The sequence below is a fragment of the Neobacillus rhizosphaerae genome (assembly GCF_937468385.1).
Taxonomy (GTDB): Bacteria; Bacillota; Bacilli; order Bacillales; family Cytobacillaceae; genus Neobacillus; species Neobacillus rhizosphaerae.
Window position 1 is genome coordinate 1 of sequence record NZ_CALBWS010000023.1, and the last position, 13,040, is coordinate 13,040.

General features: G+C 38.2%; 12 protein-coding genes. 8 read left to right on the plus strand and 4 right to left on the minus strand.

Translation table 11 applies throughout. The annotated features are described in order from the left end of the window. Window positions 1–141: 141 nt before the first annotated feature. A complete protein-coding gene (locus M5A78_RS16235) occupies window positions 142–945 on the minus strand; it encodes an NAD kinase (protein WP_248736327.1) in 804 nt (267 codons plus the stop codon). 161 nt (window positions 946–1,106) lie between these two features. Between M5A78_RS16235 and sppA the strand changes: the two genes are divergently transcribed. The 7 genes from sppA to M5A78_RS16270 all read left to right on the plus strand — a co-directional run bounded on the left by sppA (window position 1,107) and on the right by M5A78_RS16270 (window position 7,227). After that, window positions 1,107–2,117, plus strand: a complete 1,011-nt coding sequence (gene sppA / locus M5A78_RS16240) for a signal peptide peptidase SppA (protein WP_248736328.1) — start codon at window positions 1,107–1,109, stop codon at window positions 2,115–2,117. A 14-nt stretch (window positions 2,118–2,131) separates the two neighbouring features. Beyond that, window positions 2,132–2,692 carry an RDD family protein gene (locus M5A78_RS16245; protein WP_248736329.1) on the plus strand — a complete coding sequence of 187 codons (561 nt, stop codon included), beginning with the start codon at window positions 2,132–2,134 and terminating at the stop codon, window positions 2,690–2,692. A gap of 86 nt (window positions 2,693–2,778) precedes the next feature. Next, window positions 2,779–3,471: a DUF2953 domain-containing protein gene (locus M5A78_RS16250; RefSeq protein ID WP_248736330.1), complete on the plus strand. Its 693-nt coding sequence runs from the start codon at window positions 2,779–2,781 to the stop codon at window positions 3,469–3,471. 17 nt (window positions 3,472–3,488) lie between these two features. Then, the gene (locus M5A78_RS16255; protein WP_248736331.1) at window positions 3,489–3,992 is read left to right on the plus strand and encodes a spore germination protein GerW family protein; all 504 of its coding nucleotides are present in this window, start codon (window positions 3,489–3,491) and stop codon (window positions 3,990–3,992) included. Between the two features lie 178 nt (window positions 3,993–4,170). Further along, window positions 4,171–4,671 (plus strand): thiol peroxidase, encoded by a 501-nt coding sequence (tpx, locus tag M5A78_RS16260; RefSeq protein WP_248736332.1) that lies wholly within the window; start codon window positions 4,171–4,173, stop codon window positions 4,669–4,671. Between the two features lie 137 nt (window positions 4,672–4,808). Then, window positions 4,809–5,792: a class I SAM-dependent methyltransferase gene (locus M5A78_RS16265; protein WP_248736333.1), complete on the plus strand. Its 984-nt coding sequence runs from the start codon at window positions 4,809–4,811 to the stop codon at window positions 5,790–5,792. 241 nt (window positions 5,793–6,033) lie between these two features. Then, window positions 6,034–7,227, plus strand: coding sequence for an acetate kinase (locus M5A78_RS16270; RefSeq protein WP_248736334.1), 1,194 nt, complete (start codon window positions 6,034–6,036; stop codon window positions 7,225–7,227). A gap of 201 nt (window positions 7,228–7,428) precedes the next feature. On the opposite strand, the gene M5A78_RS16275 is transcribed toward M5A78_RS16270, so the two are convergent. From M5A78_RS16275 to M5A78_RS16285, 3 genes are read right to left on the minus strand one after another with little or no spacing between them, the layout of a single operon-like run. Continuing rightward, window positions 7,429–8,550, minus strand: coding sequence for a Ger(x)C family spore germination protein (locus M5A78_RS16275; protein WP_248736335.1), 1,122 nt, complete (start codon window positions 8,548–8,550; stop codon window positions 7,429–7,431). Window positions 8,551–8,555: 5 nt separating this feature from the next. Further along, entirely contained in the window at window positions 8,556–9,641 is a 1,086-nt protein-coding gene (locus M5A78_RS16280) for a GerAB/ArcD/ProY family transporter (protein WP_248736336.1), read from the minus strand. Beyond that, window positions 9,622–11,148, minus strand: coding sequence for a spore germination protein (locus M5A78_RS16285; RefSeq protein ID WP_248736337.1), 1,527 nt, complete (start codon window positions 11,146–11,148; stop codon window positions 9,622–9,624). Before M5A78_RS16285 ends, M5A78_RS16280 begins: the two co-directional genes overlap by 20 nt. A 265-nt stretch (window positions 11,149–11,413) precedes the next feature. Between M5A78_RS16285 and M5A78_RS16290 the strand changes: the two genes are divergently transcribed. After that, entirely contained in the window at window positions 11,414–13,030 is a 1,617-nt protein-coding gene (locus M5A78_RS16290) for a lactate permease LctP family transporter (protein ID WP_248736338.1), read from the plus strand. The last annotated feature ends 10 nt before the right edge of the window (window positions 13,031–13,040 follow it).

Here is a 13,040-nt window from a genome sequence, read left to right on the forward strand (position 1 = left end):
TGTATACCTTTGAAATTGTTGTCCTTTTTTAGCCATAGAAAAATCCCCTCCAAGTATTAGTGTATCACCCACGCTATACACATGGGTTTTTTACACTGTCTACTTAAAGGGGATAATATCAGGGATAGGGTTTTTTGTTATTTATAAAAATGTTCTCTTTACTTTATCCCAGAAGGAGTTGTCTTTTAATTTTAAGGTTTTAATTTTTTTATCTCTTATTTTTATTTGAATTTTATCCACACTACGGATACTTAATGCTTCGTTATCCATGCCCATCGTTGGGTGATCGTTGTTTTCCGATATGACCTTAAGTGTAAGTGTCCGTTCACTGCCGACAATAAAGGATGTTCCGAGTGTCCGATAACGGTTCGTGTTGACGGATGCAACTTCGCTTACCTGCATGCAGGAGAGCAGTGGGTCTACAACCGAGCCATTTACCGATTTATTATAAGCAGTACTTCCAGTCGGCGTAGCAATGATAAGACCGTCGCCGCGGAATGTTTCAATATGGAGTTGGTCAATAAACACATCAATCACAAGGGTTTTAATAATGGAAGACCGGATACTGAATTCATTTAGACATGGAAAGGTGCCCTGACCATCAACAGAAACTTCAATCGTCGGATACCGTCTGACCTTTATATGTTCATTCGATGTAATGGCTTCAATCATTTTTGAAGTATCATTGAGTCGAAAATCACAATACATACTTAAGCTATTTTTCGTAGAAATCCCCATGTAAAGGCAATCATCTCGAAATCCAGTCATTCTAACAGCCTGGAGAAATGTGCCATCATCTCCAATGCTGGCAATGATATTAGCTTTCCGATAGTCAGAAACAAGGGTAAAACCGTAGCGTTCTGCCAATTCAAAAAGAGGAGCTGCCTTTACCAGCATGTCCGCATCACGCTTATGATAAAAATAAATATTTCGTCTCACTTCCATATTATGTACCCCCTGTAAAATGATAAATAAAATGTCATTATTTTATCCATATCAAAAAAACTTTGATAAAATAGTGATAGTTTGAAATTAGTTTAGCATTTTTTAGAGACAATATGAACTTAAGAATGTTCAATTTAGACTTAAAAAAAGGGGGACTACATATGAATGGAAAACGCTGGGCTGCTCTTGGTATTGCAGGAGCATTATTTTTTGTTTCGATTTTAATTAATGTTTTATCGGCTGTTGCCTTTAAAGGAATTGAAACGGATTTCACCAATATCATGAATACATCAGAGCATCCTTTTACAGAAGAAGTGGTCAAAAATGGGAGCGAATTAAAGAAAATAGTGATTCTCGATGTTGATGGTGTCATCCAGGACACTGGTGATTCAGGCTCCATTTTGCAAAACTCTGGTTATAATCATCAGGATTTCATGAAAAAGCTTAACAATATTAAAGACGATGATACCGTTAAGGGTGTAATAATCAGAGTCAATTCTCCAGGAGGCGGAGTGGTTGAAAGTGCGGAAATTCATGAAAAGTTAAAGGAAATCCAAAAAGATAGTAAAAAGCCAGTCTATATCTCTATGGGCTCTATGGCTGCTTCAGGAGGATATTATATTTCAACTGCAGCGAAAAAAATCTTTGCCAGCCCTGAAACATTAACAGGGTCTCTTGGAGTCATTATGGAAGGGTATAATTACAAAGGATTGGCAGATAAATATGGTGTTGACTTTGTCACGATTAAAAGTGGACAGTATAAAGACATCATGAGCCCAACGAGGAAAATGACGGATGAAGAACGACAAATACTACAAAAGATGATCGATAATTCGTATGAAGGATTTGTCAAAGTGATTTCAGAAGGCCGACACTTGAGTATTGACCAAGTGAAAAAAATAGCTGATGGCCGAGTTTATGATGGCCGGCAAGCGAAGGAAATAAACCTTATTGATGATTTTGGTTACCTAGATGATGTCATTGTAAAAATGAAAAAAGACGAGAAGCTAAACGGTGCAAAGGTGGTCCGTTATTCGGAGGATTTTGGTTTTGGCTCATTATTTAAATTGCAGACAAATAAATGGCTAGGTGAAAATGCTGAAATGGCTGGACTTATGAAAATCCTTTCCAAGCCCAATTCGCCGCGTCTGATGTATTTATATGCGGAATAAGGGGGGAAATGCAAATGGAATCGAATGATTATCAAAACGGATTGAATGAGACAAAGGAATCATCCCCCAATCTGATGCTTAATCGAGATGAGAAGAAAGCTGCTGATGTTGATTCTGACAATGAACATCAAAAGCAGGAACCTATTCTGCCGGTTTGGCCCGTTCGGTATGCTGGATTTTGGATGCGTTTTTGGGCTTATCTTCTTGATTTAATTGTTATTGGCAGTATTGAACGGATATTAATTAAGCCGTTATTTCGAATACTCGATATTTCATTAACAGAGTTTAACATGTTTGCCCCTATTTCCATCGCGTCAGCGCTCATCTTTTATTTATATTTTGTTCTGATGACGAAATACTTTAATCAAACTCTTGGAAAAATGGTATTTGGTTTAAAAGTAGTTGATTTGAATCATAACAAATTAACTTGGGGAACTTGTTTATTTCGTGAATGGATCGGCCGGTTTATCTCGGCAACGGTCATTGTCGGCTATATCATCGTCGCCTTTTTACCAAAAAAGCAGGGATTGCATGACATCTTCAGCGATACAACCGTCATCCATATAGAACGATAATAAATAACCTATCAACGATAAAAGTTGGTAGGTTTATTTTTATCTTTAAAAAGGAATACTAGAAGGCTGAAAGGTTGTGAACATAATTGTTTTGGCTGCTACTTTCCTTGTCTATCCTCTTGTTGTTTTTCATTATCATTATTCTTACTAAACTAACGATTCTTGTAAATTATTATCATTATAACGACAACGATGACTTAAAGGTTGAGTTTAGAGTATGGGCTGGCTTAATCAAATACACAATAAATGTTCCGTTGATCAAAATTGATGATGATTCCCCGAGCATCGTTGTGAAAAGTCATACAAATATGGGGGATGCTGCCTCTGGAGATTCCAAACAAAAAGTTAACCAATTCACTAAAAAGGATGTAATAACCAATTTAAATAATACAACGGAATTACTGAAACGCGTGTTTAATTTGCATGTAATTATCAGGAAATTTTTTCAAAAGGTAACGATAAAAAAATTAGAATGGCAAACACTCATCGGAGTTGGTGATGCAGCTTATACAGGTATGGCAACAGGGGCATTCTGGGCGATTAAAGGTAGCATTGTCGGACTACTTAGCCATTATTTAAATCTTAAAGTAATGCCAGAAATTTCGATTACCCCTCACTTTCAAGCGGCAGTTATACAGACTCAGTTAAAATGTATTTTTCAGTTTCGAATCGGGCATGCTATTTTAGCAGGATTAAAACTGATTAAATTCTGGAAGCGTGGAAGTCCGCTTTTCAAAAAGGAAACAAATTTTTCAAATGAAAAAACGAAATCCATTTGAATGAGGAGGAAACTGCTATGTCTGATCACCCAATTCAAGGTTTGATGACCACCGCAATGGAAAGCTTGAAAGAGATGATTGATGTAAATACCATCATTGGAGACCCGGTTGAAACTCCAGATGGAAGTGTCATTTTGACAGTATCTAAGGTTGGATTTGGTTTTGCCGCCGGGGGAAGTGAGTTTAGACTCGATAGCTCCCAGGGACAGAGTCAAAGTCAGGGAGGACAAGGGCAAGGACAAGGACAGAGTCAAAGTCAGGGAGGACAAGGGCAAGGACAAAGTCAAAGTCAACCAAAGCTTCCATTTGGCGGTGGGAGTGGAGGCGGTGTATCCATCACTCCAATCGCTTTTTTAATTGTTAACTCTCAAGGTGTCAAAATGCTTCATTTAGATGAAAGTACTCATTTGTATGAGAAAATTCTAGAGCTTGCCCCACAAGCAGTTGATAAAATACAGCAAATGTTCTCGAAAAAAGATGAAGGCAAACACCAGCAGTCGAAAGTTGATTTTGATATATAATTAAACTGTTAATCTTCCGCCAATTGGAGGATTAACTTTTTTCTTGTAGCAATTTTGGAGTTCAAATAATTGCATAAAGGGCTATGAAAAGATATATTTACACTGTACATATTTGAAGTGCAGCGGGTTTTGGACTTAGGAATGCTGTAGTTCAATACGACAAAGGAGGATGTTAGAAATGGCAAATGTTACATTTAAAGGAAATGCGATTACATTACTAGGTAACGAAGTAAAGGTTGGAGACAAGGCTCCAACTTTCACTGTCCTTGCCAATGACTTATCAGAAGTAACATTGAACGATACAAAGGGGCAAGTACGTTTAATCACTTCTGTCCCATCATTAGATACGGGAGTCTGTGATACGGAAACTCGCCGCTTTAATGAGGAAGCGAATTCTCTTGGAAGCGTGAAAATCTTAACTGTAAGCTGTGATCTTCCATTTGCACAAAAACGCTGGTGTGCAGCAAGCGGTATTGAAAACGTGCAAACATTATCTGATCATCGTGATCTCTCATTTGGAGAAGCATATGGGGTTGCTATCCAAGAATTAAGGCTTTTAGCTCGTGCTGTATTTGTGGTTGATTCGAACGATATGGTCACATATGTGGAGTATGTTAGTGAAGCAACAAACCACCCGAACTATGAAGCTGCATTAGAAGCGGCTAGAGCTGCGAAGTAATCTTATAGCTAACCAGGCCTCGTCCAAAGGGCGGGGTCTTTTAATATCCTTATTTCCAGCTTTTTCTTAGCTTTAAGGTTGTAAAAAATATATTATCGTTTAAAATGATTAAAGAATTTAATGATGGGAGGAGAATCATGAAAATTTCTCCAGTTGAACAATTATTTACGCTATTTAATGAAACGGCGCTTATTTTACAAGAGGAAATATCCTGCAGCTATCTTGAAGCCATTGCAGAAACAGGAGAGAATTTATTTCAAGGATCAATCCTTCAAGCAGAGTTAAGTGAGTTAACGGTAAAAAGACTGAAAAAACAATACCAGGAAATTCAGTTGGAAAAGTATTCGAATGAGGAAATTCGTAAGGCATTTCAGCTAGTCATTTTAAAAGGAATGAATGAAAATGTTCAGCCTAATCATCAAATGACTCCGGATTCTGTCGGGATGCTTGTTGGTTATTTAGTAGAAAAATTTATGAAACAGCCATCCTTCCGCTTGCTTGATCCAGCAGTGGGAACGGGGAACCTCTTAACAACGGTGTTAAATCATTTACATAAAGAGGTATCATCAATCGGAGTTGAAATTGATGACATTCTGATTAAACTTGCCTATATAAATGCAAATTTACAAGAGCATCCTGTCCAGCTATTTAACCAGGATAGCCTCGAGCCACTATTTATCGACCTAGTCGATGCAGTTATTGCTGATTTACCGGTTGGCTTTTATCCCAATGACGTTAGAGCAGCGGATTATCAATTAAAAGCCAATGTCGGACATTCCTATGCCCATCATTTATTTATTGAACAAAGTGTCCGCCACACCTTGCCAGGAGGATACCTATTCTTCCTTGTCCCAAGCAGTTTATTTGAAAGTGAGCAGGCCCTATTGCTTCATGAATTTATCAAGGAACATGTGATTGTTCAGGGGCTACTGCAATTACCGGCAAGTATGTTTAAAAATAAAGCCTCAGCAAAGAGTATTTTTGTTTTGCAAAAAAAAGGAGAAGGTGTACTGCCGCCAAAGCAAGCATTACTCGTAAATTTGCCTAATTTATCAAATGTAGTTGAGATGGATAAAATTTTATTAAAAATGGACAAGTGGTTTCAGGAAAATAAAGGGTAAATCTGGTGGAATACTCCAGTTTTACCCTTTTTTAGTTTTATCTTAAAAATCAAATATTTAAAATATAATTACATTTCCTCTGAAAGCGCTCCCGCTGTAAATATACCTTGAAATGTCCTATATACAATGATTTAATGAGAAATTGAGGGAAATAAACAAGCTCGGATTGCACAAAATAGAGTTGTACTAAACAGATTCCGAATTGATTCGATATTGTTATATAAAAGGAGCGTTAGCAAAAATGTCAAAAATTATTGCAATTAATGCGGGAAGTTCTTCCTTGAAGTTTCAATTGTTTGAAATGCCAAGCGAAGTAGTCATAACAAAAGGGATAATCGAAAGAATTGGTATGAAGGATTCCATCTTTACAATTACGGTAAATGGAGAAAAGATTCAGGAAACTCTTGATATTCCTGATCACGATATTGCTGTGAAAATGCTATTGGAAAAGCTTACTGGATTAGGGATTATTAAATCGCTGGATGAGATTAATGGAACTGGCCACCGGATTGTGCATGGTGGAGAGTCATTTGAAGATTCAGCTATCGTTACAGATGAAGTTTTAGCAAAAATTGAAGAGTTAGCGGAGTTAGCACCGCTTCATAATGCAGCAAATGCAACAGGAATTAAAGCATTCAGACATGTTCTTCCTAATGTTCCAGCAGTAGCCGTATTTGATACAGCCTTCCACCAAACCATGCCTGAAAGTTCATACCTATATAGTCTTCCATTTGAATACTATAAAAAATATGGTATTCGTAAATATGGTTTCCACGGAACCAGTCATAAATATGTATCACAGCGTGCTGCTGAACTTTTAGGGCGTCCACTAGAACAACTTCGGTTAATTTCCTGCCATTTAGGAAATGGAGCAAGTATCGCTGCCATACAAGGCGGTAAATCTATTGATACTTCTATGGGTTTTACACCGCTTGCAGGTGTAACAATGGGGACACGTTCTGGAAATATTGACCCTGCGCTAATTCCATATATTATGGAAAAAACAAATCAAACTGCTGATGAAGTATTAGATGTTTTAAATAAAAAGAGTGGAATGTTAGCCGTTTCTGGTTTCTCAAGCGATCTAAGAGATATTGAAATCTCGGCCAAACAAGGAAACGAACGGGCTAAGCTTGCGTTGGATGTATTCTCTAATCGTATTCATAAATATATCGGATCTTATGCGGCCCGCATGAATGGTGTAGATGCGATTATTTTTACTGCCGGTATCGGAGAAAATAGTGACTCGATTCGAGCAAGTGTATTAAATGGTCTTGAATTTATGGGTGTTTATTGGGATCCGGCTCTTAATCAGGTACGAGGTGAGGAAGCATTTATCAACTATCCGCACTCACCTGTAAAAGTAATTATTATACCAACTAATGAAGAAGTCATGATTGCCCGCGACGTTGTTCGTTTGGCTGGTACTCATTAATACACTAAAGGCAAAAGCTGATCGCCTTTAGGTTAGATTAGGTAAACATTTGATAACAAAAAGAAGGGGCTGTCCGAAAAGTCAGGTAAATGACTTTTGGAAGCCCCTCCTTATTTTTAGGCTGCTAAACTTATCTGTTGATTTCCGCTCCAGGCGCTTCGCTTTCCGCGGGCGGTCCGGGGAGCTTCCTCGGCGCATAGGTTAGTTTATTATCCCCTTCTTCGTAATTTCTACTTGAATCACAGGAGCAAAATGCACTTTTTGATAATTACTATCCCAGCCTTCCTTCTGTGTCTTCCAAATGCGGGGATGGAACGCCATGAGTTGTCTGCCGATACCTAATCCATCGCAGCGGGCTTTTTGCATTTTTTTAAGTGTATCTTTTGCCAAGTCAGTCATCTCTTTAGAAAGATACTGGTTTAATTGCGTAACCATTTTTTTCTCATTTAAGCGATCTTTCGGATATTCAATAATATTCACTTTCCATTTTAAATCCAGCTTAACCGTAATTTGATTGCCCGATTGAATCAATACTTTCATTTTTTGCTCTGATTTGTCTACATTAAAGGTCAAAAAGTCATTACTGTTTTGATGACCATTCCGGATATTTATTTTTCTGGTGAATCTCGTCACTTTCCCTTTTTGGTCTTTCAACAATAAATACATTATCGATTCATCTGGGGTCAGTACGCCTGTAAATTGATGGTTATGAAACATGGCAATACTGGAAACATCCACACGTCCTCTTTTTTCCACAAGGTATGGAAGAACAAAATCTTCTCCAGGATCCATCATAATAGGGTAAATCTTTTCAACGGTCACCTTGGGAACAGTTGTAGTCTCTTCTTTGCTCTTGATTAATTCATCAATTTCTTCTCCAATCAAGACATTCCCAACTTTTTTAAGGGAAAATATATCTGCCGCCTTCCCTTTCGTCACTCCGATCCTGGCGTTTAAGGCACTTTTGGGATCGCGGTAAAAAAAATCGAGGATCGGATAAATATCTTGTTTTGCCATTTCTTCTCCAATGAGTATAATCCGATTTTTATAACCACGAAGATGCCGTGATATCTGATCGTCTGCATGATCCCGGGTTTCCCTTGTCGTATTGCCCACTGTGAAAATAATATCGTTTTTAGGACTCTGTTGTTCGCTAGCAGGCACGTCCCGTATGAGAAAGGTGGATTGAAGCTTTCCATTCGGCGCGAGATCAAACCCTTCTCCAAAAATCAAACGAGCATTCTTTAAAAGATCTTGGTCCCAACATCCAGTCATGAATAGGAGGATGAAAATAACAGCGCATAAGCAGTAGATCCTTTTCATCTGGTTTACGTCCTCCTTTTTCTAATCAAGTACGTAAAACAAAGCAGGATCAAAGGAAGCCCAACCACAAAAGTATAATGACCAATCTTAAGCATTCTATCGAAGAAATCGCTGATCGATGGCTCTTGAGCCATCATGGCCAGAATAAAGAGTATGAACATGGCATAGGGGACAGCCTTTTTATGTTCGCCCCGGTGAAAAAAACGACCCAATCCAACCGTTGCCATGTATATCCAAGCCACCATGGCAGTGCTAACAACAAAGACCCATACCGATAAAAAAATCAAATCGATACGTTGAATGAGCTGAAAAGAAAAACCTTTCAGCATGTAAAGGAGAGGTTCCGGAACCTCTGACATGACTGCCGGACTGAAAATGATTAAACAGGTAAACACTTCAAATGCGTAAAAAAGTGTAATCAACATATTCCCTAAAGAAGCTGCCTTTAATTTCCCTCCGCTTTTCCCTTCAACAAATGGGTAAATCACCAATATAATTTCATACCCAACTAAAGGAAACAATGCTTCAGTCGCTCCTTTGACGATTTTCCCCCATCCTGCTTCAGTTATAGGAAAAATATAACTGAAGTTCACATTGACATAACCCATCAAGGTTAATACCAACATCACAATGATTGTTAACGAAGAAATGACAAACAGTCTGGCAATCACTCGAAGGTTTTCCATAGCCAAATACATACAGGTGAGAAGGGAGAGAATTAATAATGCCCATCTAGGCGTTTCTTGCAGTATCCACCTTTCTACGACATCGGCAAATTTGGCTAGAACCGTTCCTGCAGAAAGCAGAAAATAGCTAATATAAGCAAAGCTAAGCAGATTACCAAGATATTTCCCGGTAATCTTTGGTAAGAAACTGTATATCGTATCGGAAGGAAATTGTTTGCAAAGAGCCCACAGAATCAAAATAATGACTTGTATAGCCAATCCGGCGATTAAAACAGAAATCCACCCTCCCCCCTTGGCGCTTGCTTGCACTTTATTAGGAAGCGATAAAATTCCAACCCCCACTTGGGACTGTACAACAACAAACATGAACTGCCCTTGGCTAATTCTACTCTTTTCCGGGATCATCCTGTTCCCACTCCCTTGAATTTCTTTCTTGATTAAGCCTTTTTGGATGCGGATCATGGGGGCGTTGATTCAAACTCCAGATAGGAAAACGTATAAATGTATCCTTCAAATCTTTCATTCGAAGAGGCATGATTGGAGCAAAATAAGCTGTACCAAAGGACTCTAATTTACATAAGTGAATTAAGATGAATAGCAAGCCAAACATAATCCCGATCAAACCGAACATCGCAGAAAGGATCATGAGCGGGAAGCCCAAAAGACGTGTTGATAAACTTATTTCATTAGATGGTGCGACAAAAGAAGAAATAGCCGTTAAGGCGATGACGATAACCATGGGATAGGAAATCAATCCAGCTCGGACGACCGATTCACCGATGACCAAGCCACCAACAATGCCGATGGTTTGACCTACTCGGCTCGGCAAACGAACTCCTGCTTCACGTAATACTTCTAAAGTAATCTGCATAATTAAAGCCTCCACAATAGGTGGAAATGGAACCCTGTCTATACTGCTTTTTACTGAAAAAATCAAATTTTCCGGAAGAATTTCAGGGTGGAAGCCAATAATCGCAATATATAAAGCAGGTATTATAGATGCGATAATAAAACTCATCAACCGAAGCAATCGAATAAACGATCCGACCAACCACTTTCGGTGATAATCATCCGGGCTTTGATAAAAGGAAAAGAAAGTCACCGGTAAAATCAGTGCAGATGGGTCTCCATCAGATAAAATAGTTACACGGCCTTCCATAAGATGAGCTACCACCCGATCCGGTCTTTCTGTATATAAGATTTGCGGAAATAGAGAATATGGGTTATCTTCAATAAATTCGGCAATGAATCCGGGCGAGAAAATGGTATCCATCGAAATGGAATTAATTCTATGATCCACTTCTTTAACCAGATCCGGATTCGCCAGGTCCTGCATATAGAGAAGAGCTAATTTTGTATTGGTTGCCTTTCCGATCTGGTAATAACGAACGACCAGATTCGGATTCATAAGGCGTTTTCGAACAAGAAAAAGATTCGTCATGAGGTGCTCTATAAAACCATCATGAGCACCGCGAATAACCGTTTCGTTCTCTGGCTCCAAGATACTTCGTTTATTAACTGCAGTTACATCCACTACATAAACTTCTACTGTACCTTCGAATAACAATACGCATTTTCCTTGGATTAAGGCATGGGGAACCTCGCAAAGATCCGATTTTTTCGTAATCTCCAAAGAAGTAATGACTTTATCCACGTTTCCTTCTCTTTTTTCTTCTATAGGCTGGATGATTTCATTTTGAATTCTTTGTTGATCAGTTATGGATTCAAAAAAGACAATGAGACCCTCCAAGTGATTAAACCTAATGCTCCGCCATTTCAGATCACTTGAATGAAACAGCTGGTTTTCAATGAATTCTAAATTTTTATCTAAAGAAGAAAAAACATTCATTTTCATGTGTGGTCTTTCTTCTGTCTGTTTGTTCGAAAATATTTTTCTTAAAAGATATCTCATTATACTCCACCCAGGTTCAATCCAATTTTTATTAATTTAACCATTATTATGAGCATTATTCCCTGGATACTGCTAATTAAATTGGCGAACCTATTCAGTGACTTCTATTGATCGTGTGCTATGTATTACCATTGCTTGTTTGTCACTAAAACACCTGTTGAAGTATCTCTAATTTCATTGTGAAATATTTCAGAATGTGAAGGATAGGGTTTGCAATAGTGGTTAAAAATAAATGGGACTTATATTTACCTAGGAGTTGAACAGAATGAATGTATGGGAGCAAGTATATAATCCCGTGAGTAACATTTGGTTTTCAGCTATTATCGCAGCCATTCCTATAATCTTTTTTATTGTAATGCTGACAGTTTTTAAATTAAAAGGCTATATTGCAGGACTCTCCAGCATAATTGTAGCAGGTGTTGTTGCAGTCTTAATCTACAAAATGCCTGCTTTATTAGTTTTGATGTCTGCCATCTTTGGAGTTTTATCCGGTATATGGCCCGTAGCATCGATTGTATTTGCTGCTATTTTCCTTTATAAAATAACAGTAAAAACAGGCAAATTTGCAATTATTGAAAATAGTATATCCTTTATTACAGCCGATCAAAGATTGCAAGTTCTCATTGTAGCCTTCTCATTCGGTGCATTTTTAGAAGGAGCTGCAGGATTTGGTGCACCAGTTGCGATAACAGCAGCCATTTTAGTAGGACTTGGATTTAGTCCGATATATGCAGCCAGCCTTTGTTTGATTGCAAACATTGCCGGTGGTGCATATGGAGCAATGGGCATTCCTGTAACTGTTCCCGCATTACTTACAGGTTTAGATAGTCTTGCTGTTGGAAGATATACAGCATTTGTCCTTCCAATCGTAAGTGTTCTAGTAGCATTCTTACTAATATTTATCATTGATGGGATGAAAGGGATTAGACAAACGTTCCCAGCAGTTTTAGTCAGCGGAGTTTCATTTGGACTTACTCAGGCAATTGTTCTATATTTCTTAGGTGCTGAACTTGCAGACATCTTTGCTGCAATTGTTAGCCTAGTTGCACTATCAGTATTTTTACAAATATGGAAACCAAAAGAGATATTCCGTATAAGTAATGAGAACCAAGTAGATAAACAGGTTAAGTATTCCTTAGGGAAAATTGCATATGCTTGGCTGCCATTTGTATTTCTAACTATATGTGTTACTTTGTTTAATTTATCATTTTTTAAAAATCTATTTATCCCCGGCGGTCCTTTAGAAAAGTTAGTGTTATTGCTGCCAATTCCGGGATTAAACAACGTAGTCATAAAGCATGCACCAATAGTACCGCAAGATACACCATATGCGGCAGTATTTAAATTAGATTTATTTTCATCTACCACAACAGCAATTGTCCTGACGATTATTGTCGCAAGCATTCTCTTTCGCTGCAGCAGTAAGCAGCTGTGGGATATTACTAAAGAAACGGCAAAAGAATTATTATCACCAGTCCTAACCATTTGTAGTGTACTTGCCTTTGCTTACATTTGTACTTACTCTGGTATGTCATCGACACTTGGTTTAGCATTTGCTTCCACAGGTGCAGTATTTCCATTATTCTCCCCAGTGTTAGGGTGGCTAGGGGTTTTTTTAACAGGCTCTGTTGTAAACAGCGGTTCCTTATTTGCTCCACTTCAATCTGTCACCGCTTCTCAAATTGGCATAGCACCTGAATCGATGGTTGCGGTCAATGTAATGGGCGGAACCATGGCTAAAATGATATCACCTCAATCTATCGCTGTTGCTGCTGCAGCAGTTGGATTAGCAGGAAAAGAGAGTGATTTATTTAAAGTGACAATTAAATATAGCTTATGTTTACTTGTTGTAATTGGAATAATCAGCTGGTTACTATTTTAATTTTTTTCAT

Coding starts and splice junctions, on each gene's coding strand:
- M5A78_RS16285 (WP_248736337.1), bottom strand. CDS start 11,148: ATGAGATATCTTTTAAGAAAAATATTTTCGAACAAACAGACAGAAGAA.
- M5A78_RS16280 (WP_248736336.1), bottom strand. CDS start 9,641: ATGATCCCGGAAAAGAGTAGAATTAGCCAAGGGCAGTTCATGTTTGTT.
- M5A78_RS16265 (WP_248736333.1), top strand. CDS start 4,809: ATGAAAATTTCTCCAGTTGAACAATTATTTACGCTATTTAATGAAACG.
- sppA (WP_248736328.1), top strand. CDS start 1,107: ATGAATGGAAAACGCTGGGCTGCTCTTGGTATTGCAGGAGCATTATTT.
- M5A78_RS16235 (WP_248736327.1), bottom strand. CDS start 945: ATGGAAGTGAGACGAAATATTTATTTTTATCATAAGCGTGATGCGGAC.
- M5A78_RS16290 (WP_248736338.1), top strand. CDS start 11,414: ATGAATGTATGGGAGCAAGTATATAATCCCGTGAGTAACATTTGGTTT.
- M5A78_RS16255 (WP_248736331.1), top strand. CDS start 3,489: ATGTCTGATCACCCAATTCAAGGTTTGATGACCACCGCAATGGAAAGC.
- M5A78_RS16275 (WP_248736335.1), bottom strand. CDS start 8,550: ATGAAAAGGATCTACTGCTTATGCGCTGTTATTTTCATCCTCCTATTC.
- M5A78_RS16245 (WP_248736329.1), top strand. CDS start 2,132: ATGGAATCGAATGATTATCAAAACGGATTGAATGAGACAAAGGAATCA.
- tpx (WP_248736332.1), top strand. CDS start 4,171: ATGGCAAATGTTACATTTAAAGGAAATGCGATTACATTACTAGGTAAC.
- M5A78_RS16270 (WP_248736334.1), top strand. CDS start 6,034: ATGTCAAAAATTATTGCAATTAATGCGGGAAGTTCTTCCTTGAAGTTT.